The following is a 26,926-nucleotide window of genomic DNA, read 5'->3' as shown; positions in this document are numbered from 1 at the left end:
TAGGCGACACATGTGTCGCCTTATAACCTGATGGAATATAAATGAAAACGTGGAAGTATTCTGTACTTAGTCTAATGATGATGGGTATGTCAGCAACCAGCATGGCAGCACCTCAGGAACTTGACCAAGTTGTAATGACTGTTAATGATGGTGTGATCTTACAAAGCGATGTGAGCGCCATGCTAAAAACGGTTCGTCTTAACGCTGCTGAAGAACACCAACAGTTACCGCCTAATAACATTTTACGTCAGCAAGTGATGGATCAATTGATCCTTGAAAACTTACAGATTCAACAAGCTCAACAGCTAGGGATCCGTATTGATGACAGCCAATTAGATCAAGCGATCGCTGATGTTGCTAAACAACGTAATATGAGTGTAGACCAACTACGTCAAAGCCTTGCTAAAGCAGGAGTTTCTTACTCTATGTTCCGTGAGCAGATGCGTAACGATATGCTAGCATCTGAAGCGCGTACCATTATCGTTCGTAAACGTGTTAACGTTCTGCCGCAAGAGGTAGAGTCTTTAGCAAAACAAATGGCAGAGCAAACTCAACAAAACGTGCAATACAACATTAGCCAAATTCAAATTCGTGTTGATGAAGATGCTGATAAAGCAGCACGTGATAAAGCAAAGCAAGAAGCAGAAGACATTGTTGCTCAACTTAAAAAAGGCGCAAACTTTTCACAACTGGCTTACCGCTACTCAAAAGGGCCTAAAGCTCTAAAAGGGGGCGAATGGGGCTGGATGAGTAAAGCAGAAATGCCAACCGTCTTTGCAGATCAGATTCAAAATAACGGAAAAGATGCGATCATTGGTCCATTCCGTAGTGGCGTTGGCTATCACATCTTAAAAATCAACGATGTAAAAGGTATGCCAAGCGTCTCTGTTGTTGAGGTAAAAGCGCGTCATATTTTGATCAAACCTTCAATGATTCTAAGTGATGCCGCAGCAAAAGCTGAGCTTGAGAAAATTCGCCAAAGTATTATTAGCGGTAAACAAACCTTTGCAGCAGCAGCGAAAGCCTACAGCGAAGATCCAGGTTCTGCGGCAAATGGTGGTCAACTAGGCTGGCAAGTGCCTGATATGTATGCACCGGCATTTAAAGACAAAGTAGAAACGCTGCCAGTCGATAAAATAAGTGAACCGTTTAAATCTACATTTGGTTGGCATATTGTTGAAGTTGAAGGACGTCGTAAAGTCGACCGTACGGATGCTGCAATGAAAAACCGTGCTGCACAAATCATCTTTAACCGTAAATTCAATGAAGAAGCACAGACATGGTTACAAGAACTACGTGCAGGCGCTTACATTGAACCAATGAATACAACCAACAATGGCTAAATAAAGACATGACTGACACACAACGGATTGCAATCACCCCCGGTGAGCCTGCTGGAATAGGCCCAGATTTAGTCATCGCCTTATGCCAAGAAAATTGGCCGCACCAACTTGTTATTTGTGCTGATGCGCAGGTTATGGTAGAACGTGCGGCTAAATTAGGTTTACCACTAACCATTTTACCTTATCAGCCCGATCAACCAGCCCTGCCACATAGAGCAGGAACGATGACGGTTGCGCACATCAATACTGCTGTTGATGTTGTCGCTGGCACGTTAGATGAACGTAATGGCATGTATGTGCTCTCGACGCTTAAACGTGCTGCAGAAGGGTGTATGAATGGTGAATTCGCCGCCGTTGTCACCGGCCCTGTACATAAAGGGGTCATTAACCGAGCTGGCGTATCATTTAGTGGCCACACTGAATTTTTTGCTCAACAATCTGACACTGCACAAGTTGTTATGATGCTAGCTACCGAAGGATTACGCGTCGCGTTAGTGACAACTCATATCCCTCTAAGTTGTGTATCACAAGCAATTACAGAAGACAGATTAAAGCAGGTGATTCGTATTTTACACGCTGACTTAGTCAGTAAATTTGGAATTGAATCACCAAAAATTTATGTCTGTGGATTAAACCCCCATGCTGGCGAAGATGGTTGTTTAGGGATGGAAGAAATAAATACTATTACTCCGACGCTTGAGCAGTTACGCGAGCAAGAAAACATGGATCTTATCGGCCCTTTACCGGCTGATACTATTTTCCAAGAAAAATATTTAGCTGATGCCGATACGGTATTAGCCATGTATCACGATCAAGGGCTACCGGTGCTGAAATATAAAGGCTTCGGTAAATCAGTTAACATTACGTTAGGATTGCCCTTCATCCGAACTTCAGTAGATCATGGTACCGCACTGGAACTCGCAGGTACCGGACAGGCAGATACAGGTAGCCTTTGGACAGCGCTATCTCACGCCCTAGAATTGGTAGATAAACAAGCATGAGCAGCGATCAAGTCCATCTAGGTCACCGCGCCCGTAAGCGCTTTGGCCAGAACTTTTTGAAAGACCCTTACATCATTGACGGCATAGTGTCATCAATCAATCCATTACCAGGTCAAAACTTGGTAGAGATCGGCCCAGGTCTAGGTGCGATCACCGAGCAAGTTGGTAAACTTGTTGATAAATTTACTGTTATAGAGCTAGACCGCGATCTTGCTGAACGCCTTGAAAATCACCCAGATCTAGCTTCTAAGCTAACGATCCATCAAGGTGATGCAATGCGTTTCGACTTCACGCAACTTATTAAAGAAAATAATAAGTTACGAATTTTCGGAAACTTGCCATACAACATTTCGACCCCTTTAATGTTCCACATTTTTGAATTCCACAAAGATGTTGAAGATATGCACTTTATGCTGCAAAAAGAAGTGGTTAACCGTCTTGCGGCAGGACCAGGAAGCAAAGCATACGGTCGTCTAACGGTTATGGCGCAGTATTACTGCCGTGTGATGCCTGTACTTGAAGTGCCGCCAGAATCTTTTGTACCAGCACCGAAAGTCGATTCAGCGGTAGTACGTCTAACACCTTACGAAGTGTTGCCGTTCCCATGTACCAACCTAAAATGGTTGGATCGTGTATGTCGTGAAGGTTTTAACCAGCGTCGTAAAACAATTCGTAACTGCTATAAAGCACTCTTCACAGCAGAGCAGCTTGAAGCACTAGGTGTTAACCCAGGTAATCGCCCAGAGAACATTACTGTTGAACAGTTTGTGGCAATGGCGAACTGGCTTGATGCTAATTACCAAAAAGATGCGAAAGCTTAATCTCATTTAAACGGATTACACAAAAACCCCGATAGCTTCACGGTTATCGGGGTTTTTCTTTATTTGTGGATGAATGACGCTAAAATAAAAAGAGAGCATAAACAAAGGATGTTGTCTGTGAGTATCACTTCTACCCCAACCATCAAATGCCACGTCGTTACTCATTACCTCGATGATCAGTCTGAGCCTGACGATAGTCGCTATGTGTTTTCCTATACCATTACCATTCATAATCTTGGTCGTGGACAAGCACAATTGCTTAAGCGCCACTGGTTGATCACCGATGCTAATGGCAAAAAACTAGTGATTGATGGTGATGGTGTTGTGGGTAAACAACCCATTATTCAAGCAAGTGATGACTATACCTACACCAGTGGTACAATTATTGATACCCCGCTTGGTGTGATGCAAGGGCATTACATTATGGAAGACGGGGACGGTAATAGCTTTAAAGTTGACATTGCCCCTTTTCGTTTGGCTGTGCCTAACATTATCCACTAGCTGTTTACTTTCACTTTCCTCAATAATGAGAGCAATATGGCAACCTACCTTGTTGGTGATATTCAGGGCTGCTTACCTGATCTAAAAAAACTCCTTGCTCAAGCGCATTTTGATCCCAAGCACGATCACCTTTGGCTTGCTGGCGATCTTGTCGCACGTGGCCCTGAATCATTAGAAACATTACGTTTTGTTAAAGCACTAGGTAATAGTGCACAGGTGATCTTAGGCAATCATGATCTCCACCTATTAGCCGCTTCAAATGGCTTCGCACGTTTAAAACCGAGTGATAAAACTCAAGCTATTTTAGACGCGCCCGATAGCCAAGAATTACTTCATTGGCTACGCCATCAACCATTGCTGGCTGAACATCCTGATTTTCCATTAGTTATGGTACACGCTGGCATTAGTCCACAATGGTCGTTAGCGACGGCGCGTCAACAAGCTCGCCGAGTTGAAGCGATCCTTCAGTCTGAACGTTATGTATGGCTATTAGAAAATATGTATGGTGATGGCCCTGATTTTTGGCAAAAAGAACTTAATGAATTAGAGCAGCTCCGCTATACCATCAACAGTTTTACCCGTATGCGCTTTTGTGAGCCTAACGGACGTTTAGATATGCAGTGTAAAGTAGAGCCAGGAAACCCTGACGTTGGCAACTTGATCCCGTGGTTTGAAGTAAAGCGCAGTGAGCCGATTGAGAAAACCATTATCTTTGGTCATTGGGCTGCACTCATGGGGCATCAAGATAAGCATTGTATTGGGCTTGATACAGGGTGCGTGTGGGGAAACAGTTTAACCATGTTACGCTGGGAAGACGGACAACGCTTTGTTACTGAGTGCCCTATTTATTAAATCTAGCCACTTTATCCTATCCAATAATGCCCACCTGCATGGGCATTATTAAACAGTATGATTAATTGCGTTCAAGTACCGTAAAGTCCATCGCATAAGCATTTTTTTCATCTGCTGTATAATGCTCAGACTTCACTTGATGCCACCCCTCTCCCCATTCAGGGAAACGTGTATCACCGTCTAAGTTAGCATCAATAAACGTTAAATAAAGACAATTCGCTTTTGGTAAACACGCTTGGTAAATACTACCACCACCGATGATCATTACTTCTTCTACATCACCAGCGGCTTGTATTGCAGCTTCTATATCGCTCACAACAGTGATCCCTTCGGCATGAAACTCAGGGGTACGGGTGATCACAATGTTATGACGACCTGGAAGCGGGCGACCAATAGACTCAAACGTTTTGCGCCCCATGACCACAGGCTTTCCTAAAGTACATTGCTTAAACCAAGCAAAATCAGCGGGTAAATGCCATGGCATCGCATTTTCTTTGCCAATTACTCGATCATGCGCCATTGCGGCGATCATGCTGATCTTCATCTTCAGGAAACTCCTTTTTAATATTTGTGACTCTATAGGTTACACCACAGGTCGACGGCGATAAAACAATAATCCCGGCATAGCTAACCCAATGGCTAATGCAGCAACAATAAAGATCGCTTTAAGCAAATTCTCAACCATCACTCCCCATAATTCCATTGAAAAACCACGATGATTAATTTCAACAATCGCAATCATTGCTTTATAAGTAAAAACGCCAGGAACCATAGGGATCATTGCTGCTACAGTAAAGACTTTAGGGTGAGCTAAAAAGCGATGTGACCAATGCACACCAATCATACCAACAAGAGTAGCTGCTGCAAATGTAGCCCACTCAATAGGCATTCCCCAATGCATTAAAAGAAAACGGGAGCCATGCCCTAATGCTCCTCCAATGGCACAATATTTCAGTGCTTTTAGTGGGACATTAAAAACTAATGCAAAACCAACAGCTGGGATCATAGCGAAAAACATGTCATTGCCTAGCGCCAGCATTAGTGAGATCAGATCATTCATAGTAACCATCCCCACACATCCAGCACATTCATCGCGGCAACAATGCCAATACAAGCGGCAAGCGTTAATAAACTCGCCATCGTCCACCTTGCTAACCCCATTGAAGGGTAACCTTTTACCATATCAGCAACGGCATTGATTAATGGAAAACCCGGTACCAACATCAGTACAGAAGAAGCCATCGCTAAAAAAGGTTTATCACCAATTTGATAAACTTGTCCAAAACCTGAAATTAACGTGGTAACAAAAGCGGTGAAAGCAAAATTAATCAAAGGATTAAAATGACAATGTGCAATCTCTTGGCGAACAAACATACCAATAGATGAAGCGAGAAAAGTCAGGAAAAAAACCGGCCAATCTCCCCCGGCTAAGCGACTAAAAGAAGCACATGATAGACCAATCATAATAATCACCAATAAGCGGTGATAACGCTGAGGTTGAATTTGTTCTAATTTGTGGTGAACATCATGACGATCAAGCAGTCCACGCTCAGTTAAAATACAGATCCGTTGAATGTCCGTCACGATCTGCATATTGATCCCACTATCTTGGCAACGCCGCGTGGTCGTAATACAACTTCCCTGATGACGTGTACTGATCACCATCGAACTAGCAGATAATGATACCTCAACACTTTCAACCCCAAGTGCCAAACCAAGTCGACGTGTCACATCAGCCACTAAGGTACTTTCTGCGCCATGTTGTAAAAGACGTTGACCTGCAGATATCACAAGCCGTGTTATATCTCTTTGGTCAGACTCTGAGAGTTGAGGAATAGTACCGTCCTTATGAGTTGCCATTTATCATCCATTAATATTGCGCACTTATTATCCTATTAGAGTATCGAATAACTACTACATCCATTTTGATTAAGCACAAAAAAAGCCGTACCTCACGGCACGGCTTCTTCTACATAATCAGGCTTGATTATGGCTTGTAGATGATTTCAACATCGTAATCATCTTCATTCCAATCATCCCAATCATCATCGTCGTCTTCATCCTGCGCTTTCTTAATTTGCTCAGCGTGGTAATCATCCCACTTGAAGTCAACTTTATCTTCTTTCTCTTCAGGCTCGTATTTGATCTTAGGCATAGCATCAATCGCTTCCATAAGATCATACGTTAGCTCTTTCGTACCAGTACGGTTTAGTGCAGAGATACTGTAGTACTTATCTTCCCAAGCAAGGGCTTCTAATACTTCAGTCATTTTCTCTTGTGCTTCTTCTTCATCAAGTAAGTCAGCTTTGTTAAATACAATCCAACGCGGCTTATTGCCTAATTTATCACTGTATTGCTCAAGCTCATTGATGATAGTGAATGCATTTTCTACCGGATCAGAGCCATCAGCAGGCAGTAGATCAATCATGTGTAGTAATACACGACAACGCTCTAAGTGCTTAAGGAAACGAATACCTAAACCAGCACCGTCTGCCGCACCTTCAATAAGACCCGGAATATCAGCAACAACGAAATTACGCTCTGCATCAACACGTACAACACCTAAGCTTGGTACTAACGTAGTGAATGGGTAATCCGCTACTTTCGGCTTAGCTGCCGATACAGAGCGAATAAAGGTCGATTTACCTGCGTTAGGTAAACCTAACATACCTACATCAGCCAAAAGCAGCAATTCTAGACGAAGATGACGAACTTCACCTAAACTACCCATTGTCTTTTGACGAGGTGCGCGGTTTACAGATGATTTAAAACGGGTGTTACCTAGGCCGTGGAAACCGCCTTTAGCAACCATCACTTTCATGCCGTGTTCAGTCAGATCGGCAATCACTTCACCAGTATCGTCATCAACTGCACGTGTACCTACAGGAACTGTCAGTATTTTATCGGCACCACGCTTACCCGTACAGTTACCACCACGACCATTTTCACCACGCTCTGCCGCATGGAAACGTTCAAAACGATAATCGATCAAGGTGTTAAAGTTTTCATCAGCAAATAGGTAAACGTCACCGCCGTCACCACCATCACCGCCATCAGGGCCACCTTTAGGAATGTACTTTTCAGTACGAAAACTCACTACGCCGTTACCGCCGTCACCGGCATCAACTTTGATAACTGCTTCATCTATAAACTTCATTCTTTTCTCCGCACTGTGGCGTTTAACATACAGCCATGATCACAAACTCATCATGGCGTAGTAATTATTGTCATCGACCTAGATTATTTGTGCTGGCGAATAAATTTATGGCCTATAGCACAGCATATCGCACCACTTACCACCACCATCGCACCAAGGTAACCCCAGATGTTCAACGTTACTGGCGCAACGTATTGTGGTAGAGCAAGGCTCGCAAGATCGACAAATAATATCGTAAACAAAGGAGTCAGTGTGATCACTGCACTCACTTGTGAGGCTTGCCAGCGTGACATCGCTTCAGCGAAAGCACCATAGCCAACAAGCGTATTAATACAACAGAATGCCAACATCGCAAGTTGACGATTATCCATTGCATAGATTTGTTCTGGTTGCGCTACTGGCGTAAGGATCAAAGCACAGATCACATAGATCATCAGCAAAATTTGTGCTGATGTAAATTGCTTTAATAACCACTTCTGTGCAAGGCCATATATCACCCACACAATAGCAGCCGCCACAGCTAAACTCACACCTAAAGTATAACCAGAAAAACTGGTAAATAACTCAATTAAGCGTTCATTAAAAAACAGTAGTAAGCCAGCCAGTAAACAAATCACACCAATAATCTGGTGCTTAGCAAGCTTTTCTTTAAATACCCATGCACTGGTCACCAATAAGCCCACTGGAGCTAATTGAATAATAACCTGTACCACAGGTGGATTAAGATATTTTAGCGAACTATTAAACAGGACAAAGTTACCCGCAAGACCAATACTTGCAATCAGTAACACTAGCCCACCAGCTCGGCCTAAATTTGAAATTGTTGGTAACTGCTTTTTCCAGCTTAATAATAAACCTAAACCGACAGATGCCGTAATAAAGCGATACCAAACAATAGTGAAAGGGTCCATCACTTCAACAGCTTGCTTCATCGCAATTGGTAACGCGCCCCAGAAGACTGCCGTTGTTAATGCGAGGAAAAAGCCGATCATAGGGCCACGATCGCGCATAAACCCTCCAGATATAAAAAGCCCCGCCAATAGGCAGGGCTTTAATCTTCGTGTCAAAGTTGAATATTATTCAGCTTCGATAGATACGAATTTACGGTTCTTAGGACCTTTAACTTCGAACTTCACTTTACCATCAGATAGAGCGAATAGAGTGTGGTCTTTACCTAGGCCAACATTGTTGCCTGCGTGGAACTTAGTACCACGTTGACGAACGATGATGTTACCTGCTAGAACTGATTCGCCACCAAAACGCTTAACACCTAGGCGTTTGCTTTCTGAATCGCGACCGTTATTAGTAGAACCGCCAGCTTTTTTGTGTGCCATCTTTAAATTCTCCTGTTATTAAGCGCTGATGCCAGTAATTTTGACTTCAGTGAACCACTGACGGTGGCCCATTTGCTTACGAGAGTGCTTACGACGACGGAACTTAACGATTTTAACTTTATCGCCACGACCGTGAGTAACAACTTCAGCAGTTACTTTACCGCCAGCCACAAAAGGTGCGCCTACAGATACTTCTTCGCCATTAGCTACTAAAAGTACTGAGTCAAATTCAATGCTAGCGCCAGTTTCAGCGTCTAGTTTTTCTAAGCGTAAGGTTTGGCCTTCGCTTACACGGTGTTGTTTACCACCACTTTGGAAAACAGCGTACATGTCTTACTCCGCTTGTCCGCATAGGCCATTTGCCGCATAAAAAAGGCAATGGGTATGCGCTTAATCTTGTCATCAATAGGGCGCGAATGTTACGCGAAAAGAGTTATTCTGGCAAGCCATTATGGAAAGAAAATTGATGAAAAGCTGCCCAACAAAAAAAGTCTTTGAAATAGCGCACGTTGGGGTTATGACGATAGTACTATTTTAGTGTAAGATTCGATAAACCATTCGAATCACTTTTCCGCCCTACGTGGCCAACAATCTTGCTGGATGTATTAATGGATTTCAAAGCTATCCAAGCGCTCACCGCCAACGATATGGCCGAGGTCGACGCGAAGATACAAGCACAACTTAACTCAGATGTTGTGCTTATCAATCAACTAGGTTTCTACATTGTCAGTAGCGGTGGCAAACGTCTACGCCCAATGCTAGCAGTTTTAGCTGCACGAGCTTTGAGCTATGACGGCGATAAACACACAACAGCTGCTGCTTTTATTGAATTTATTCATACAGCAACGTTATTGCACGATGATGTTGTCGATGAATCAAACATGCGTCGCGGCAAAGAAACGGCTAACGCAGCGTTTGGTAATGCTGCCAGTGTTTTAGTCGGTGACTACATTTACACACGTTCATTTCAAATGATGACAAGCCTACGATCTTTAAAGATCCTCGACATCATGAGTGAAGCAACCAATGTGATCGCTGAAGGTGAAGTTCTACAATTAATGAATTGTAATGATCCTAACACCACCGAAGATAGCTACATGCAAGTTATCTATTCAAAAACAGCACGCTTGTTTGAAGCTTCAACTCAAATCGCAGCCATTATTGCTCAAGCACCTGCTGAAATTGAGTTAGCACTTCAAGAATACGGTCGTTATTTAGGTACTGCATTCCAACTTATCGACGATGTATTAGATTACATTGCAGATGGTAAAGAAATGGGGAAAAACGTCGGTGACGATTTAGCTGAAGGCAAACCAACCTTACCACTGCTCCATGCTATGCATCATGGTAATACCGAGCAATCAACCATGATTCGCGAAGCTATTGAAAAAGCAAATGGGATGGAAAAGCTTGATGCTATTTTAGCTGCGATGCACGAGCATGGTTCACTAGAGTACACTCAACAACGTGCAGAAGAAGAAGCAGAAAAAGCCATTGCGGCTTTAGCACCGATTGCAGACTCTGAGTACAAAGAAGCCTTAGTTGCACTAGCACACATGGCTGTACAGCGTAATAAATAAGCCTGCGATTTACCATCATAGAACCTGCCACTTGGCAGGTTTTTTTATATCTAAAAATCAGACAATCACGATGATCTATAATTGATATTAGTTTATTTCTTTTGCTGGTAAGTAGGAGTGAATAATGGAGATAACACAATTAAAGGTTGGTATGTGGGTAGAGTCATTACATGGCGTGGGGAAAGTGATCGGCATTGATCAACAAAACAATGCAGTGATCATTGAACATAAAAACGATCATCAACTGCGTTCCATTGAATGCAACGAGATCATTGATCAACCACAACTACATACAGGCTGTGATCGTTATTATTAGAAAAGACTTCTCGCAGACAATAAAAAAGCGGCTTAATCGCCGCTTTTTCTTATTATACTATTCAAGCTGGTTACTTTGCAGCGAACTCTTCACCTAAAGTAATATCGCCTTTAAGCGTATCTAGCATGCTTTCCATCGCTGATTGCTCAAAGTCACTTAATGAACCGTAATCCATTACTTCTTCAATACCATCTTTACCCAATAGTACAGGTTGTGCGAAGAATCGTGCATGCTGGCCATCACCTTCAACGTAAGCACATTCAACAACACCTTGCTCACCTTGTAATGCACGTACTAGCGATAAACCAAAACGACATGCCGCTTGACCCATAGACAAGGTTGCTGAACCACCACCCGCTTTTGCTTCAACGACTTCAGTACCTGCATTTTGAATACGTGGTGTTAATGCTTTTACTTCTTCATCAGTAAACTCAACACCTTCAACTTGTGATAGCAACGGTAAAATAGTCACACCAGAGTGACCACCAATTACTGGAACACGAATATCACAAGGCGATTTACCTTTTAATTCAGCAACAAACGTCTCAGAGCGGATAACATCAAGTGTTGTAATACCGAACAGCTTACGCTTGTTGTATACACCTGCTTTTTTAAGTACATCAGCTGCGATAGGCACTGTTGTATTTACAGGGTTAGTAATAATACCAATACAAGCATCAGGACATACCACAGCAATTTTTTCTGCTAGTGATTTAACAATACCGGCATTTACATTGAAAAGATCAGCGCGATCCATACCCGGTTTACGCGCTACACCTGCAGAAATAAGGACAACGTCTGCGCCTTCTAATGCTGGAGTAGGATCTTCACCTGCATAACCTTTAATAGATACAGGGGTCGGGATATGGCTAAGATCGGCTGCAACACCAGGTGTTACTGGTGCAATGTCATATAGAGCAAGATCTGAACCTGCTGGAAGATGGTTTTTTAATAGCAGAGCAAGAGCTTGACCGATACCACCAGCAGCGCCAATTACAGCAACTTTCATGTTCGTTCTCCTTTACGATAGAAGTATCTTTTTTTATTAATACAGCTTACTTAAGCCAATTTTCATTGCATAAGATAAGCATAATAAAGGGACGTTATAGCAAGCTGATAACAAATACAATCTTCGGCCGCACGCTTTGCGAAGTTGCGCAGAAACCCTTTTTTGTGATCCGCTCTTGTCACAACAAAAACAACTTTTATGCAAAAAAGTGATAATTTAAACAGTTAAAAGATGATGTTCTTTAGTAAAAACAACGACAAAGATTATTACTATCCTTATGCTGACCATTAACACCTGATAATACAAAAATCAGATTTCATGCAGTTTGTTTGCTACTTAGTGATATGTTATGCAAAAATACCCCACCTCATCTCTGTAGATAATATTTATTTATGCGAAATTCAGATAAACAAGAGCGCTTAGTAAAAGCGTTTAAACTAATTCTAAAAGAAGAAAAATTCAGTTCTCAAGGTGAGATTGTTGATACGTTGAAAGCGCAAGGTTTCGATAATATCAACCAGTCTAAAGTTTCTCGTATGCTGACGAAGTTCGGTGCAGTACGTACACGCAATGCAAAAATGGAAATGGTGTATTGTTTACCTGTTGAACTCGGCGTACCCACAACAAGCAGTCCATTAAAAGATCTTGTCATGGATGTAGGCTACAACAGCGCACTTGTTGTTATTCACACAGGTCCTGGTGCGGCACAAGTGATTGCTCGCTTATTAGATTCTTTAGGTAAAGCCGAAGGCATCCTTGGCGTAGTAGCGGGTGATGATACGATCTTTATTACACCAACTAGCAGCGTAACAGCAGAAGAGCTTTACGATTCTGTTTGTGAGCTATTTGATTACAGCAAGTAATACCTTGGGTCTATTTATTTTCATCATTGAGTGACATATCAAATAGACCCGGCTCTTCCCCCACTTTATTCCCTATCTCTGACTCTTGTTATTGATCTCAAGTTTACCTATTTTCATCTTTCTTATTGCTCAATTTGAGTGGTGAAGCACAGACAAAAGCCCCTCAGACTATCGTCATTTGTTATGATAAACAGCAAAAATATTCTTTAATACGCTCTCATTCGTATCCATTAACCATCATGATTAGAAAGGATTCATTCATGACATTAAAAAAAAGAATGATACTTGGGCTATTTAGTTTAAGTTGTTATTTCATCGCATCGACAGCATACGCCCAACGTTTTATCACGATAGGAACAGGGCCTATCAATGGTGTTTATTACCCTGCAGGCGGTGCGATTTGTAAATTAGTGAATCAAGGACGACAGCAACATAATCTGCGTTGTTTGGTTGAATCAACCACCGGCTCTATCTACAACATTAATAAACTCAAAGATAAACAATTTGAATTTAGTGTTGTTCAATCTGATTGGCAGTTTCATGGCTATAACGGTACGAGCCAATTTAAAGACCAAGGTCCTTATAGCAAGATGAGAGCCATCTTTTCGCTACATGATGAGCCTTTTAATATTATTGTTCGTAAAGATTCAGGTATAAATGATCTTGATGATCTTAAAGGAAAACGGATCAATATTGGTGAGTCAGGATCAGGCGATCGAGCTACAATGGAAATTGTTATGGATAGCCTTGGTTGGACGCATTCTGATTTTAAGCTTATCTCGATCCCTGCCGCGGAACGCTCAGAAGCATTATGTAATAACGAAATTGATGCCTATATTTATCTTGTTGGTCACCCAAACGGAGCAATAAAAGAAGCCGCAGTCTATTGTAATGCTAAATTAATTCCGACCACTGGGGCTAATATCGAAAAGATCATTGCAGATCATCCTTTTTATACTAAATCAATGACTCCTCACGGTTTTTATAAGGGGATTAAAGAGGATACTGAAAGCTTTGGTGTGTCAGCGACTTTAATTTCAAGTACAGATGTTTCTGAAGAAATCGTTTATGCATTAACAAAATCAATTTTTAGTAATTTTGATACATTTAAGAGACTTCACCCAGCTTTTGCCAATTTAACTAAAGCAGGCATGCTCCAAAACGGATTATCGGTTCCTTTCCATCCAGGCGCTATTCGTTATTATCAAGAGGCAGGATTTCTGCCCCCTAACGAGCAATATTAAAAAAGCCCGTAACATTAATTACGGGCTTAAATATTTAACATTATGCGCGTTGGTCATATCCCCATCTCGGGACTAAGCCTTGCTTAACACCTAAATGATCCAAGATCCTTGCGACCATAAAATCAATTAAATCATCAATCGATTGTGGTTGATGATAAAAACCCGGTGCGGCTGGCATGATAGTCACCCCAATCTGAGAAAGCTTGAGCATATTTTCTAAATGAATAGTCGAAAATGGTGTTTCACGGACCACCAGCACCAGTTGACCGCGTTCTTTAACCACTACGTCAGCAGCACGCTCAATCAGATTTTCTGACATACCGTAAGCAATAGAAGCTAAGGAGCCAGCCGAGCACGGGCAAACAACCATTTGCTTTGGTGCTGCAGAGCCAGACGCAACAGGAGAAAACCAATCATCTTTACCACACACAGTTAATTTATCAGCATTACCCTGCAGATGAGCCGCTAATTGCTCTCGTGCTTTATCAGGTGATGCTGATAGCTTCAAACCATGCTCTGTCGCTAAAACCACACGTGCCGCGGATGAAATCAATAAATACACCTGATAATCAGCCGCTAATAAACATTCTAATAAACGTAGTCCGTAAGGTGCACCCGATGCGCCTGTCCATGCTAGCGTTATACGTTTATCTGTCATTACGTTTTCCTATTATTTAGCTAGTGCTGCCAATAACTTATCATGAATACCACCAAAACCACCGTTACTCATCACTAAAATGGTATCGCCCGGTTGTGCTTTGTTTGTAATGTTATTGACCAAATCATCTAAATCCGCGCTGCAATAAGCAGGCTGTGAACATTGCTCAGCAATCTCTTCTACTGACCATGGAATATTTGGCGGTTGGAAGAAAAAAACTTCATCTGCAGCATGTAAAGAAGGAGCAAGATCATCTTTATGTACCCCTAACTTCATGGTGTTAGATCGAGGTTCTAATACGGCTAAAATACGCGATTGGTTCACCTTTGCACGTAACCCACCTAACGTTAGCTCGATAGCGGTTGGATGATGAGCAAAATCATCATAAACCGTTACACCGTTAACTTCGCCTTTAAGCTCAAGACGACGCTTAGTATTAATAAATTTAGCTAATGCTTCACATGCAAGATCTGGCGTAACTCCAACATGACGTGCCGCAGCGATAGCCATTAAGGCATTATTAACGTTGTGATCACCCACTAAAGGCCAATGTACGGTACCCACCATATCGCTATCTAAATACACATCAAACACACTACCATCAGCATGGTGCTTTTCAGCGCGCCAATGACCGTCACCACCGATATATTCCAATTCACTCCAGCAACCCATCTCTAGCGTTTCATCAATATTTTTCACCCCTTTTGGCGCTAAAATACGACCATTACCAGGCACTGTGCGTACGAGATGATGGAACTGACGTTGGATAGCTTTAAGATCATCGAAAATATCAGCATGATCAAATTCCAAATTATTCATGATCAAGGTTCTAGGGTGGTAATGTACGAACTTCGAACGCTTATCAAAAAAAGCACTGTCATATTCATCCGCTTCAACCACGAAGAACATGCTTTCCCCTAAACGCGCTGAAATACCGAAGTTCCCCAGCACACCACCGACTAAAAACCCCGGTTGATAACCACAATCTTCCAAAATCCACGCCAACATGCTTGCTGTTGTTGTTTTACCGTGTGTACCCGATACCGCCATTACCCAACGATCATGTAATAAATACTCTTGTAACCATTGTGGGCCTGAGGTGTAACGTAGATTGCTGTTAAGGACATACTCAACACAAGGGTTGCCACGGCTCATTGCATTACCAATCACCACGAGATCAGGAGCAGGATCAAGTTGTTTCGGATCATACCCTTGGATAATTTCAATACCTTGGGCTTCTAACATGGTACTCATCGGTGGATACACATTGGCGTCAGAGCCAGTGACTTTATGGCCTAACTGCCTTGCAAGCATTGCAGCACCGCCCATGAATGTACCGCAAATACCTAAAATATGAATATGCATTGCTGCTGGCTCCGTGATTAATTCGGTTAGTTTCACGCTTTCGCGTTACTTCGTTACCATAAAAAAGATCTTTATATACAATTTCTTATATAACAAAAAATACGATTTAGCACTTCCACTCACCCGCAGGTGAGTTCATCAAGTGCTATATTCTACTCTCTTCACCCGATTATATGACAACATGATGAAAGGAATGTTTATGACTGATATTAGAACGCTTGGTGAATTCATTGTCGAGAAACAGAGTGACTTTCCTCATGCAAGTGGCGAGCTTTCATCCCTCTTAGGGTCAATCAAACTCGCAGCTAAAATCGTCAACCGAGAAATTAACAAAGCAGGATTGGTCGATATTACAGGTACAGTCGGCGAGAACAATATCCAAGGCGAAGAGCAACAAAAGCTCGATGTCTATGCCAACGATAAATTTAAAGCCGCTCTTGAAGCAAGGGATCAAGTCTGTGGTATTGCGAGTGAAGAAGAAGATGAAGCTGTTGGATTTGATAAGCCATTAAATTTAAATGCAAAATACGTTGTTTTAATGGACCCTCTCGATGGTTCATCTAATATTGATGTTAACGTCTCTGTGGGAACGATATTTTCCATTTATCGCCGTGTTTCACCTGTCGGCTCTCCTCCAACAAAAGAAGACTTTCTGCAAACCGGCAACCAACAAGTTGCTGCTGGGTATGTCATTTATGGCTCATCCACTATGCTCGTTTATACCACGGGCAATGGTGTTCATGGTTTTACCTATGATCCCTCATTAGGTAGTTTTTGCCTCTCTCATGAAAATATGACCATTCCACAAGATGGCGTCATTTATTCAATTAACGAAGGTAATTACATTCGTTTTCCTACCGGTGTTAAGCAATATATTAAATATTGCCAAGAAGCCGTACCTGAAGAAAAACGACCTTACACATCACGCTACATAGGCTCTTTAGTTGCTGACTTTCATCGTAATTTATTAAAAGGTGGGATTTACCTCTACCCAAGTACCGCCAGTTACCCTAATGGTAAATTACGTTTACTTTACGAATGTAATCCCATGGCATTTATTATCGAGCAAGCAGGTGGTAAGGCAACGGATGGTTTTCAACGTATACTTGATATTGAGCCAACAGAACTTCATCAGCGCGTACCCTTTTTTGTTGGCTCAACCAATATGGTCGAAAAAGTCGAAAGTTTGTTACGTGAATATCCAGAAAAATAAGTGTTAACTCGATACATGTCGCGCATTTAAAGGCGCGACACATCAACGATGATGATTTGCTTTTGTTTTTGTTTACATTCATTATAATTTTAACAAACAACACATTTCATTAACCTTAGAAGGAATTAGTCATGAGCCTTAATCAGGTCCCTGCTGGCAAGGATATCCCAGAAGATATTTACGTTGTTATTGAAATCCCTGCAAATGCAGATCCGATTAAATATGAAGTAGACAAAGACAGTGGTGCTATTTTTGTTGACCGTTTTATGTCTAGCCCGATGTTTTATCCGTGTAACTATGGTTACGTTAACCACACATTATCACTTGATGGTGATCCGGTTGATGTACTCGTACCAACGCCGCATCCACTCGTTCCTGGCGCAGTGATCCGCTGTCGTCCTGTTGGCGTATTGAAAATGACAGATGAGTCGGGTGAAGATGCAAAAATCGTTGCCGTACCTCATAGTAAACTAAGTAAAGAATACGATCATATCCAAGATGTGAATGATTTGCCTGAATTACTTAAAGCACAAATCACTCACTTCTTTGAGCGCTACAAAGAGCTTGAGCCAAACAAGTGGGTAAAAGTAGAAGGCTGGGATAATGCAGAAGCAGCAAAAGCTGAAATTCTGACTTCCTTTGAACGTGCTCAAAAGAAGTAACTAGCTAATAACACTTATTAATAGCGGTAAAATATAATGAAAAATAAACGTGGTTTACTCGCGGTATTTTTAACTTTCTTTACCGCTATTTCATTTGCTAAAAATGTCAGCCCTGATGAGTTTTGGCAACTAGAGCAAACACATAACCCTATCATAGTTGATGTAAGAACAGCCGATGAATTTGCCGCAGGACATATTTCTAATGCTGTTAATATTCCTTTTGAACAGATCGCGACAATTTCAAAATATTTGACAGACAAGTCCAAACCGATATTACTCTACTGTCGCTCAGGCCGACGTGCTGAAATAGCAGAAGCTGAGCTATATTCTCTTGGCTATAAAAACACATTTAACGGCATAAGTTACCAACAACTCCTCCGAACTAAACCAAAGGACTAAACCAAAGGACTAAACACATGCTACAAACATAAAAAAACCCAATGCAAGCATTGGGTTTTTTTATTAGATGGCATCACTAATGATTAATTAAATTCAAATTGGTAAAGCAAGTCCACAGCCTGATCGAGACCATTTACTGCTTCGATATATAAATTCTTCATCAAGCGATAACGTACTGTAAACTCATCCACATCATTAAATAAGCCTACGCCATATTTCACCTGTAGTCCTGGTGCGATATAACCACTAACAGTTACTTGTGAGTCGTCGCCAGCCCCTGCGGTAGATAAGCTAAGATCTTTGATCCCAACGGCTTCACCAACATCACCAACAAGTTGACCACTTTGCGCCAGTCCCATACCTATCAATGCCGTCGTCATCGCATTACCTGAACCGCCATCATCCTCACTATCAAGATTACGGCCAGTTAAAATATACGATAAGGCGTTTTGCTGTGGCATAGCCGGATCAGAGAAAATCGTTACTTCTGGTTTATCTGCAGAGCCAGTCACTTTCACACCAGCAATAACATCATCTTCGATATTATCAGGATCACGAATCGCTTCAATCGACAGGAATGGTTGATCTGCAGGACCGTTAAATAATATCTGCCCTTTACGGATGAGTAATTCCTGTCCAAGAGCTCGATAAAACGACCCTTTGGCAATATTCACTTCACCGTAAATCATTGGTCCTTTGCCATCTTGGCGAACATTCAGATCACCTAATAAGCCAGCTTTTAAACCAAACGCTGATAACTTCACGTCATCACCAACGTGCACCATGATATTAGTTGTAATATCAAACGGCACTGATTTCTTCGGTTTAACTGGTTCTAGGTTATCTTTTAAAATGACCTGATCTTTAGAAACCGAAATCGCAGATTTTGGTAATTGATTAACCGTAATACGTCCCCATGGAATCCCCACCTTTCCGCTAATATCTGCAGATTTAGGTGTTGCTTTAATGGTGAGATCTGGAGAGACCTTAAGAGAAACCATTGGAGGCATACTCACTTGCAACTCTTTACCATTAATATTTAATTCTGTTTTCCACGCAGCCATATCTTGCCAGTCGCCGGTGCCACGTAACAGTAATTGTCCATCAGGAGTATAAATATTCCCCATTAACGTTGCGTTATAACCCGTAAAGGCTAATTTAATATCAGCGTTCTGAACATCTAATGGTACTTTACGCCCTCTTGCTTCTAGCTTCGTGACTTGTAATAAACCATTCACCGCGGGGTGCATAATTGGACCGGTTATTTGCAAGTTAGTATCAACTTGACCACCAAACTGATGGTAATCCTTAATAACAGGCTCTAAGAATGCAAGCGTAAAACGATCTAATTTCACATTAGCATTAATGCGCTTATCACCTTGTAGATCAGTGATCTTAGCATTACCTGATAAATCACCATTATTTTTAACCGCCACTAACCAATTAGCATTTAGAACATCATTTTCCATCTCAGCATTGACGGTAACTTTATCCCAGCCTAACGTTAATGGTGTATCATCGGTATCTACTTGTTGAGTAAAACTACCGCTCGGCATCAAAATCTGGGCTTTAACATAAGGTGCACTCTTCGGTGCCCATTTAGCGACAACATTCGCACCAAGCTCACCGTTGACGTTCATCTGCTCAGGCATAAATGATTTCAGCAAATCAAAATTGAAACGCTTTATTGCTAATTGCGCATTACCAGATGTACCAGCAGTCAGATCTTGAGTTAAACAAATTCCAGCTTTGCCTTGTTGCCAACAGTGTGCACCCACTGTTGCCATTGCGGTTTTCAGATCATAACGGATAGGTGTTGGATGGTTTAGTACCCACTCACCAACAGGAGTTGTAAAGTCACCTTTTTGCAAGATCCCTTGCCAGCCTGTCTTACGATCTAATTTACCCGTTAGAAGTAACTCAGTACCTACTGGCTCTCCTTTTACTTTTACCATTAAACGATGATCTTGCTCTGTGCCCTTAAACAACACATCCATATCATCCAACGTAACAGTATCAAATTTCCCTTTTTTAGCATTTAAACTAATATCAGCTTTTAATGCTGGTAATGGCGTTACGCTACCTTTCAATTTAAAAGACGCAAGGCTTGCGACTTTTTGCCAACCAAGATCATCACCTTCAAGGTCAAGTTTTACATCCGGTTCAGCCATCTTGCCTGATAGCTTCACCTCACCAGTAACACGACCATGTAAGTCCGCTAATGATTTAGATAAATCTGGCGCTTTAATATCAGCAACAACGTTCCACGTCTTGTCTAATTCACCTTTCGCGACTAAACCATTAGGACCATGCTTTAATGTTAAGTCCTGTGTTTTAAACTTAAGATCTTTACCTTTACCCGTCACATCAGAAGCATCAAGCTGACCATGAAGATCAAGAGGCTGCTTCATGATGGAGCCATTAACAGCAAGCTCTGGCAATTTAATAAACCAACCACCTTTTGCAGTTAAACCACCCGATGTATTTAACTTACCGCTTACGTTGCCTTCCGCTTCTGGCCATTGCTTACCTGGCTGGATATTGACAAAAGCGAGCTGACCTTGCCATTTAACAAGATCTTTCCAACTTGCTTTTGCATTACCTGTAATAGAGCCACCTAAGGTCTCTACATTCAGTGCCGATAAGTTCACCGAATCAAGGTTACCTTTACCTTTCAAATTAAATTTCACGTTTGGCATAGGCTTGCCATTTACGTTACTTTTAGCATTAAACGTAAAGCCCTTTAAGCTACCTTTGGCGTTTATATCAGTATTGGCAACAGTAAATTCTGCTTTTTTATCAACAGGCCATTGTAAATGCTTACTTGATACCACCACATCAAAAGGAAGATTCGGATCCAGCGGCGATAATTTACCTTTAATCAACGCATCTAATTTACCTTTTAACGTTGCATCAAGTACCAATTTCGCTAATGATCCTGATGCTTTTAAATGCAACTGATGACCTTCAACAGGCTTCATCGATACCTTTGCATTCGCATCTAATGTAAGTGGGTAATCTCCCTTTAACGTCACATCAGCTTTTGCGGTTAAAGACGCTTGAGGCGCATTCACTTGCAACTTATCAATCTTGATATCGCTATCTTTAGCATTCGCAATCAGCTCTAATAACGAGACCTTTTGTGGCGTTTCGCCAGCTAACTCAAAGTCTTTTACCGTAAAACGCTCAATATCAAACGACATCGGTAACACAACATCAGGCAGTTTTATTACTTCCGCTTTTTTCGTTGATTTCGACGCTGCTGCTGGCTTTTTATCACCTACTTTAGATGGTGCTAATGCTAAATGAATCCCATCCCAATCCGTTGGCTTTAAGGTGACATGACTGCCTTGTAAATCAGCTGCTGTAGAGAAATGCTTCCAGCGCACTTTATTCGCCAATATATCTAAATCGATATCATCGAGCGTTACCTTCTCAATATGAATAGGCAATGGCATTGAAATTTCAGTTACTGGCTCTGAAGGCTGTTCAGGCTTATCCGATGCGGGTGGAAGTTCTGGCATTGAAAACTTCACACCTTGCACCCCTAGATCAGAGACACAAATCTCAGGGGTTAATAAACAGCTATCATTTAATGTTAAATTCAGCTTATTAACAGCAAGATCTATATTTCCGTCGTTATAGCGGACATTCTTAAATTCAAAACCATCAAATAAAGCACCTTGCGACTCACCAATCGACAAGGCAGGAAGTGCTTTCTGCGCTCCCCATGCAGCAACTTTAATGCCTGCAGGAGTGTAAAGTAGTGCAGCTACGGCAATAACTAATAATAATAATAAGGCTAATACACCAAGTGCTATACGCTTAACCCAAATCATAATTCAGGACCTAAAGTAAAGTGGAGCTGAAATTCATCTTTGCTCAGTTTAAGGAAACCATCATTATTGCTCTTGTTCTTATCTAAGCCCCAAGCAAAATCAAGGCGAATAGGACCTACAGGTGAAACCCATCGAACACCGACTCCGACGCCACGCTTCCAATCTGGTGTAGAATTCCAAGCAGAACCATAATCATAAAATACAGCCCCCCACCAATCACCATAAACGCGGTGTTGATATTCAATGCTGGAGGTTGCCATATAACGACCGCCTTCCATTTTCCCTTGGCTATTACGAGGGGATATAGACTGATAACCATAACCTCGGAGGCTATTATCACCACCAATAAAATAACGTAACGAAGGTGGGACGTCTTGAATGCTATCACTAATAATAGCGCCGCCATCTAAACGGAAAATACCGCGCTGATTTTCACCAAAACTACGAATCCAAGCATTTTTTGCTTGCACTCGAGCGAACGTAGTATTTGATCCAACATTTTCATTAGCAAGATCAACAGAAAAATTATATTTACTCCCGCTGGTCGGGAATATTCCCCCAACCATACTGCTTTTGCTGTACGACAATCCTGGCATCAAAACATTGAATACCCCTTTTTCCATACCACCTTGCTCATATTTCTCCGTCAACCAACGAAGTGCAACAGTACGATTCCATCCCGAATCTAAACGCCAGTGACGCTCAACCCCGATACCAAATTGTGTACTTATCGTATCGTGCGTATCGACATAACGAATGCCACCAACAACTTGATAATAATCATTCAACACATCATCGAGTGGGATCTTATAAACAGCTTCAACTTTTGGCTCTTCTTTCGATATTTCCGATTTCAAGTTAAAGCTATGACCTTTACTCGTAATCCACGGCTTTTTCCAATTGAATTTCAAACGAGGTCCGGTATCAGTCGAAAAACCAATACCCGTTTCAAATTGATTTTTAACTTGTGGCGAAACAACGACGTGAATTGGGATCGCATCATCTTTACGCTCTTTGACATCCCCACCAACAAAAATGGAGGAGAACCAACCAACGTTAGACAAACGCTCATTATACTCTCCCAGTTTTGAAGCAAGGTAAGGTTCATCTTCCGTATAAGGGATCATTGAACGTAAGCGATTATCATCAATTTGGCTTCCTTGAAAAGTCGTTTCACCAAAAGTATAACGTCGACCTGAATCAAAATTAATATTGATAAAGACCTCGTTACGACTAGGCACCACTTCTAATGTACTTTTCGTTAGTTCAGCATCAAAATAACCACGACGAAGAGCTAAACTCATTAATGATGATTTAAAAGCCTCATATTTACCTTGATTAAGCGGTTCACCTAGCCCTAAACCACTGCTTTTTACTAATGACATAAAAGCAGGATCATTTTTAGCATCACCAGTAATAATAAGATTACTTTTACTAATATGCGCTCGTGGACCTTGATCAACAGTAACCACTATTTTCGTTTTAGCGCCACTACCCGAGACTTGATAATCAAACTTTGGCTGGTAATAGCCTAAAGCTTGCAGCGCATCGCTAATTTCATTTAATACCTGATCTTTAAAGCGCAATGTCGCGCTGTAATCATCCTTTGATAATGCAGAAAGATAAGCATCGACATTATCTTCTACTTTTCCATCTAAGCCTTTTATCTTCAATGAAGAGGCCATAACCGGACTCGATAGCACCAAAGCAAATGATGTCACACCCAACCATTTAAAAACTTTATTCATTCTATTGTGCTTCTTCGCGAAATTTAGAATTAATTACGAACCCATTTTGACAAAGCTATAAGTAACTTCCAACCTTTGCCATCTGAAAACTTATGAATATTGAACCGAATAGAATTTTGATCCATTTTCAGCTACCTATTTATAAATATTAACAAAATGAATCTAAAAAAAAGTAACCTAAAGTCAATGAACTTAAGAAAAACAATGCCTCTACACTAATATAATGCGATCGCTTTAATGGAAGCATTAAAACACATCCAAAGCCTTATCTATAACTTAACAGTCAGTATTATAGCCTGTTGGAATTATTAAGGATTATCACTAAGTAAAGATAGCACTCAAACGGTTCAAACGACTTTCAGTAACCAAACAACTGTAGAACATTAAATTACTTTTTTTGAGAAAAAATAATTTAATACAGATCTGTAAATTGATACATGACGATGGAGGGAGTATATCTGTGTTGTCATATGGCAGGATCATGTTCCCAGTTAGCCTATAGCAGGAACAAAGTAGTACTTACATCTTACTCGTATTCCACAAACGAGGATGAATTAGATATATATGGGCTTTTAGTGATTACACGACCATGCCTGATAGCATTTGAATCTCTTTGTTCACTTCAGTTAGTACATTTAATGCTTTTAAATCACCAGACTTAGGTGGTAATAGTCGTCCACTATCAAATTCAAAGCCACCTACACCCATAATGAAAATACGACCTCGAAAATAGCTTTTTACATAACGAGCCACTTGGTTTGGTCGGTAAATTTTAAAGATTCTAAGCATGCTGTCCTCACTTAACGGTTACAGGTATAGACCGCAAATCGATGACTTTGTTTCATCACATCAAAACTTAATGCAAACAACTTGCCATATTCCAATACATACGAACCTTGTAACAATAATGATCGACTTAGAGCCCAAATATTAACTTCTGGTACTACCAGTTCAAAGAAGATTAACTATCATAATCACAAATCAGACTAAAAAGAGGTAACACATGAAATTAAAGGCAACCTTTATCCTACTTGCAGCTTTAGCCCCTTCAATCAGCTTTGCTACCAACATAAAATCAGGAGATTCATTACCTGGTGTTACTGTTACTAATAAAGGTGAGCTTGTTTTAAAAGATAAGGCAATTAGTTACCAATCATGGAGAAGTACAAAGCTAAAAGGCAAAATGCGTATAGTATTCGCCATTGCTGGACGCAGTTCAGCCAAAGAGCTTAATGCACCACTTGTTACAGCCATTTCTGCCGCAAAATTTCCGGAAAGTGAATACCAAACAACAACTATCATTAACCAAAATGATGCGATTTGGGGAACTGGAGGCTTTGTAAAATCAGCAACAGAAGACAGTAAACGTGAATACCCATGGTCATCAATAGTGTTAGATAGCAACGGAATTGTTCAAAAAACATGGGATCTAAAAAAGGAAAGCTCTGCCGTATTTGTAGTGAATAAGGCAGGTAAAGTCATATTCGCAAAAGATGGCAAACTGACACCTAGTGAGATTAAAGAAGTGATCAGTTTAGTGAATAAAAATTTATAATGATACTTTAGTCATCTCTCTAGGGTGGCTAAGGTTTTTTTAAAGTAATAAAGAAACGATAGCTCTAGTCGATATACTATTTACTAAAAAACCAAAGCAAGTAACTCACGATCGTTGAATAACCAATGACTAAAATAAGATCAGTAATATATCGATTCAATTTTTTCATGGGATTCTCCGTAATCATTACTTACTTTAACTTAACACAAAGATAACATCTCATCGTGTTCGTTCCTAATCATGAGATCAAGATAACAAAAACGGGTGAAGCATTGGTTAAGAGAATGAAAAAAGTATGAGCTATAAAGCAGAGAGTATCGATAAACCAATAGAAAATAGTCGAGCGCTTGGAGTATTAAAGACATTAACCAACAGTAAAAACAAAATAAAAAGCATCGCCGAAAAATATGCTATCGATGGGGAAATTAATAATGCTCGAGAGAGAGGTTTAGAAGAAAGATTACAAGTTCGTCTGCAAAAAAAACAACAACAAGAACAATCGAATTTAGAGCAGATCATAAAACAAGCCTATAACCAATGTAATGATGAAACAGCTAGAGATCCTGATCCTGATTGGTTAGTGAGATTTATAGAAATGGCCCAACAAATTTATACTCCATCTATGCAAAAGCTGTGGGCAAAAATTCTAAAACAAGAGATCATTCAACCAGGCTCTGTATCTCTTCGCACTTTAAAAATACTCTTATCAATGACACATCGAGAAGCAGCTCTATTTCAAAAAGTGCTTACTCTTACCTGTTGTATTGGTAACGATAAAAATAAAAAACTTCTCACAAGTATCAAACAACGAACAAGCAGTTTTACTTTTCGTAGAAGCCATCAAACACATATTGACTATAACCAATACCATTTACCTTATTCGTCTATTTTAATCTTAACTGAGCTTGGGCTATTACTCAGCACTGAACTGGAAACAAACCTAATAAGTTACACAGATAAACTCAATTTCAACTATCATACAGAGTCTTACAGCTTATCTCCCATCAAAAAAGGGACATCTTTTACCTATTATCGTTTATCACCAATAGGACAGGAATTAGCCCAACTAATTGGTTCACAGACTCATCATGAATATCAAGATCAACTTAATGAACTACTTTTAAAATATTTTACGGTAGCCCACCAATACTGATACATAGCCTAAATTTTTGTGACTCCGCTTTTTAATAATTGTTAAAGCAGGAGGAACTCGAAATAACAAGGCTGCAGTTTCCCAATAAAGCATCTACTCATTACTTTATTAATAATTATTTTCTACCGACGAAAAAAAACCTGAATCTTTCGATTCAGGTTTCTCTAATAAAGTGGCGGAGCGGACGGGACTCGAACCCGCGACCCCCGGCGTGACAGGCCGGTATTCTAACCAACTGAACTACCGCTCCACACGGAGATAAAACTTTCGTTTTATCCGATACCTGTCGTTCAGAACAAGTATCTTAAATTTT

Annotated in this window: 27 protein-coding genes and 1 tRNA gene; 14 read left to right on the top strand and 14 right to left on the bottom strand. The window is 40.9% G+C overall.

The annotated features are described in order from the left end of the window. Positions 1-41: 41 nt before the first annotated feature. The 5 genes from surA to BTO08_RS00120 all read left to right on the top strand — a co-directional run bounded on the left by surA (position 42) and on the right by BTO08_RS00120 (position 4,518). Positions 42-1,343, top strand: coding sequence for a peptidylprolyl isomerase SurA (gene surA / locus BTO08_RS00140; protein WP_105059418.1), 1,302 nt, complete (start codon positions 42-44; stop codon positions 1,341-1,343). An 8-nt stretch (positions 1,344-1,351) separates the two neighbouring features. Continuing rightward, positions 1,352-2,344 (top strand): 4-hydroxythreonine-4-phosphate dehydrogenase PdxA, encoded by a 993-nt coding sequence (pdxA, locus tag BTO08_RS00135; RefSeq protein ID WP_105059417.1) that lies wholly within the window; start codon positions 1,352-1,354, stop codon positions 2,342-2,344. After that, the gene (gene rsmA, locus BTO08_RS00130) at positions 2,341-3,165 is read left to right on the top strand and encodes a 16S rRNA (adenine(1518)-N(6)/adenine(1519)-N(6))-dimethyltransferase RsmA (RefSeq protein WP_045083538.1); all 825 of its coding nucleotides are present in this window, start codon (positions 2,341-2,343) and stop codon (positions 3,163-3,165) included. Before pdxA ends, rsmA begins: the two co-directional genes overlap by 4 nt. A 117-nt stretch (positions 3,166-3,282) precedes the next feature. Then, entirely contained in the window at positions 3,283-3,666 is a 384-nt protein-coding gene (gene apaG, locus BTO08_RS00125; RefSeq protein ID WP_045148724.1) for a Co2+/Mg2+ efflux protein ApaG, read from the top strand. 36 nt (positions 3,667-3,702) lie between these two features. Next, complete coding sequence (locus BTO08_RS00120; protein WP_105059416.1) at positions 3,703-4,518, top strand: symmetrical bis(5'-nucleosyl)-tetraphosphatase; 816 nt, start codon at positions 3,703-3,705, stop codon at positions 4,516-4,518. 61 nt (positions 4,519-4,579) lie between these two features. Here BTO08_RS00120 and folA read toward each other — a convergent pair whose 3' ends face one another. The 7 genes from folA to rplU all read right to left on the bottom strand — a co-directional run bounded on the left by folA (position 4,580) and on the right by rplU (position 9,339). After that, positions 4,580-5,062 (bottom strand): type 3 dihydrofolate reductase, encoded by a 483-nt coding sequence (gene folA / locus BTO08_RS00115; protein ID WP_105059415.1) that lies wholly within the window; start codon positions 5,060-5,062, stop codon positions 4,580-4,582. Between the two features lie 39 nt (positions 5,063-5,101). Next, entirely contained in the window at positions 5,102-5,578 is a 477-nt protein-coding gene (locus tag BTO08_RS00110; protein ID WP_105059414.1) for a threonine/serine exporter family protein, read from the bottom strand. Then, positions 5,575-6,378, bottom strand: coding sequence for a threonine/serine ThrE exporter family protein (locus BTO08_RS00105; RefSeq protein WP_105059413.1), 804 nt, complete (start codon positions 6,376-6,378; stop codon positions 5,575-5,577). Before BTO08_RS00105 ends, BTO08_RS00110 begins: the two co-directional genes overlap by 4 nt. Positions 6,379-6,505: 127 nt before the next feature. Next, positions 6,506-7,675, bottom strand: coding sequence for an Obg family GTPase CgtA (gene cgtA, locus BTO08_RS00100; RefSeq protein ID WP_005369899.1), 1,170 nt, complete (start codon positions 7,673-7,675; stop codon positions 6,506-6,508). A gap of 83 nt (positions 7,676-7,758) precedes the next feature. Continuing rightward, positions 7,759-8,685 carry a DMT family transporter gene (locus tag BTO08_RS00095; RefSeq protein ID WP_005369900.1) on the bottom strand — a complete coding sequence of 309 codons (927 nt, stop codon included), beginning with the start codon at positions 8,683-8,685 and terminating at the stop codon, positions 7,759-7,761. A gap of 66 nt (positions 8,686-8,751) precedes the next feature. Continuing rightward, complete coding sequence (gene rpmA, locus BTO08_RS00090; protein WP_005369901.1) at positions 8,752-9,009, bottom strand: 50S ribosomal protein L27; 258 nt, start codon at positions 9,007-9,009, stop codon at positions 8,752-8,754. Positions 9,010-9,027: 18 nt separating this feature from the next. Further along, the gene (gene rplU, locus BTO08_RS00085) at positions 9,028-9,339 is read right to left on the bottom strand and encodes a 50S ribosomal protein L21 (protein ID WP_005369904.1); all 312 of its coding nucleotides are present in this window, start codon (positions 9,337-9,339) and stop codon (positions 9,028-9,030) included. Between the two features lie 278 nt (positions 9,340-9,617). On the opposite strand from rplU, the gene ispB reads away from it, so the two are divergent. Both ispB and BTO08_RS00075 read left to right on the top strand, forming a co-directional pair. Beyond that, positions 9,618-10,589 (top strand): octaprenyl diphosphate synthase, encoded by a 972-nt coding sequence (ispB, locus tag BTO08_RS00080; protein ID WP_105059412.1) that lies wholly within the window; start codon positions 9,618-9,620, stop codon positions 10,587-10,589. Between the two features lie 124 nt (positions 10,590-10,713). Further along, positions 10,714-10,905, top strand: a complete 192-nt coding sequence (locus BTO08_RS00075; RefSeq protein WP_045083545.1) for a hypothetical protein — start codon at positions 10,714-10,716, stop codon at positions 10,903-10,905. Positions 10,906-10,975: 70 nt separating this feature from the next. On the opposite strand, the gene mdh is transcribed toward BTO08_RS00075, so the two are convergent. Continuing rightward, positions 10,976-11,914: a malate dehydrogenase gene (gene mdh / locus BTO08_RS00070; protein ID WP_105059411.1), complete on the bottom strand. Its 939-nt coding sequence runs from the start codon at positions 11,912-11,914 to the stop codon at positions 10,976-10,978. Positions 11,915-12,306: 392 nt separating this feature from the next. Here mdh and argR point away from each other — a divergent pair, with 392 nt between their 5' ends. Together argR and BTO08_RS00060 are read left to right on the top strand one after the other, a co-directional pair. Next, positions 12,307-12,777 carry a transcriptional regulator ArgR gene (gene argR / locus BTO08_RS00065; protein ID WP_045083547.1) on the top strand — a complete coding sequence of 157 codons (471 nt, stop codon included), beginning with the start codon at positions 12,307-12,309 and terminating at the stop codon, positions 12,775-12,777. A 260-nt stretch (positions 12,778-13,037) separates the two neighbouring features. Beyond that, positions 13,038-14,021, top strand: a complete 984-nt coding sequence (locus BTO08_RS00060) for a TAXI family TRAP transporter solute-binding subunit (RefSeq protein WP_105059410.1) — start codon at positions 13,038-13,040, stop codon at positions 14,019-14,021. Positions 14,022-14,061: 40 nt separating this feature from the next. Here the strand turns inward: BTO08_RS00060 and BTO08_RS00055 are convergent, their stop codons facing one another. Continuing rightward, positions 14,062-14,679 (bottom strand): flavin prenyltransferase UbiX, encoded by a 618-nt coding sequence (locus tag BTO08_RS00055; RefSeq protein WP_105059409.1) that lies wholly within the window; start codon positions 14,677-14,679, stop codon positions 14,062-14,064. A 12-nt stretch (positions 14,680-14,691) separates the two neighbouring features. Next, positions 14,692-16,044 carry a UDP-N-acetylmuramate:L-alanyl-gamma-D-glutamyl-meso-diaminopimelate ligase gene (mpl, locus tag BTO08_RS00050; RefSeq protein ID WP_105061285.1) on the bottom strand — a complete coding sequence of 451 codons (1,353 nt, stop codon included), beginning with the start codon at positions 16,042-16,044 and terminating at the stop codon, positions 14,692-14,694. A gap of 199 nt (positions 16,045-16,243) precedes the next feature. On the opposite strand from mpl, the gene fbp reads away from it, so the two are divergent. From fbp to BTO08_RS00035, 3 genes are all read left to right on the top strand, one after another. Next, positions 16,244-17,257 carry a class 1 fructose-bisphosphatase gene (gene fbp, locus BTO08_RS00045; RefSeq protein ID WP_105059408.1) on the top strand — a complete coding sequence of 338 codons (1,014 nt, stop codon included), beginning with the start codon at positions 16,244-16,246 and terminating at the stop codon, positions 17,255-17,257. A 131-nt stretch (positions 17,258-17,388) separates the two neighbouring features. Then, positions 17,389-17,919 (top strand): inorganic diphosphatase, encoded by a 531-nt coding sequence (gene ppa / locus BTO08_RS00040; protein WP_105059407.1) that lies wholly within the window; start codon positions 17,389-17,391, stop codon positions 17,917-17,919. 36 nt (positions 17,920-17,955) lie between these two features. Continuing rightward, positions 17,956-18,318 (top strand): rhodanese-like domain-containing protein, encoded by a 363-nt coding sequence (locus BTO08_RS00035; RefSeq protein ID WP_105059406.1) that lies wholly within the window; start codon positions 17,956-17,958, stop codon positions 18,316-18,318. Positions 18,319-18,401: 83 nt separating this feature from the next. Here BTO08_RS00035 and tamB read toward each other — a convergent pair whose 3' ends face one another. The 3 genes from tamB to BTO08_RS00020 form a co-directional block, all read right to left on the bottom strand. Then, a complete protein-coding gene (tamB, locus tag BTO08_RS00030; protein WP_105059405.1) occupies positions 18,402-22,157 on the bottom strand; it encodes an autotransporter assembly complex protein TamB in 3,756 nt (1,251 codons plus the stop codon). Beyond that, complete coding sequence (gene tamA, locus BTO08_RS00025; RefSeq protein ID WP_105059404.1) at positions 22,154-23,905, bottom strand: autotransporter assembly complex protein TamA; 1,752 nt, start codon at positions 23,903-23,905, stop codon at positions 22,154-22,156. The genes tamB and tamA overlap by 4 nt, the downstream gene beginning before the upstream one ends. A 579-nt stretch (positions 23,906-24,484) precedes the next feature. Continuing rightward, positions 24,485-24,694 carry a DUF1107 domain-containing protein gene (locus BTO08_RS00020; RefSeq protein WP_006646030.1) on the bottom strand — a complete coding sequence of 70 codons (210 nt, stop codon included), beginning with the start codon at positions 24,692-24,694 and terminating at the stop codon, positions 24,485-24,487. A 214-nt stretch (positions 24,695-24,908) separates the two neighbouring features. On the opposite strand from BTO08_RS00020, the gene BTO08_RS00015 reads away from it, so the two are divergent. Further along, on the top strand, positions 24,909-25,460 hold the full coding sequence (locus tag BTO08_RS00015) for a YtfJ family protein (RefSeq protein ID WP_105059403.1): 552 nt from the start codon (positions 24,909-24,911) through the stop codon (positions 25,458-25,460). A 295-nt stretch (positions 25,461-25,755) separates the two neighbouring features. After that, complete coding sequence (locus BTO08_RS00010; RefSeq protein WP_105059402.1) at positions 25,756-26,613, top strand: TIGR03899 family protein; 858 nt, start codon at positions 25,756-25,758, stop codon at positions 26,611-26,613. Positions 26,614-26,786: 173 nt separating this feature from the next. Here the strand turns inward: BTO08_RS00010 and BTO08_RS00005 are convergent. After that, positions 26,787-26,863: transfer RNA gene (locus BTO08_RS00005), tRNA-Asp, on the bottom strand. Positions 26,864-26,926: the final 63 nt, after the last annotated feature.

The organism is Photobacterium angustum (assembly GCF_002954615.1).
GTDB classification, from domain to species: Bacteria; Pseudomonadota; Gammaproteobacteria; order Enterobacterales; family Vibrionaceae; genus Photobacterium; species Photobacterium angustum_A.
Note: the sequence above shows the minus strand (reverse complement) of the source record. Positions and strands in the feature narration are given on the sequence as shown.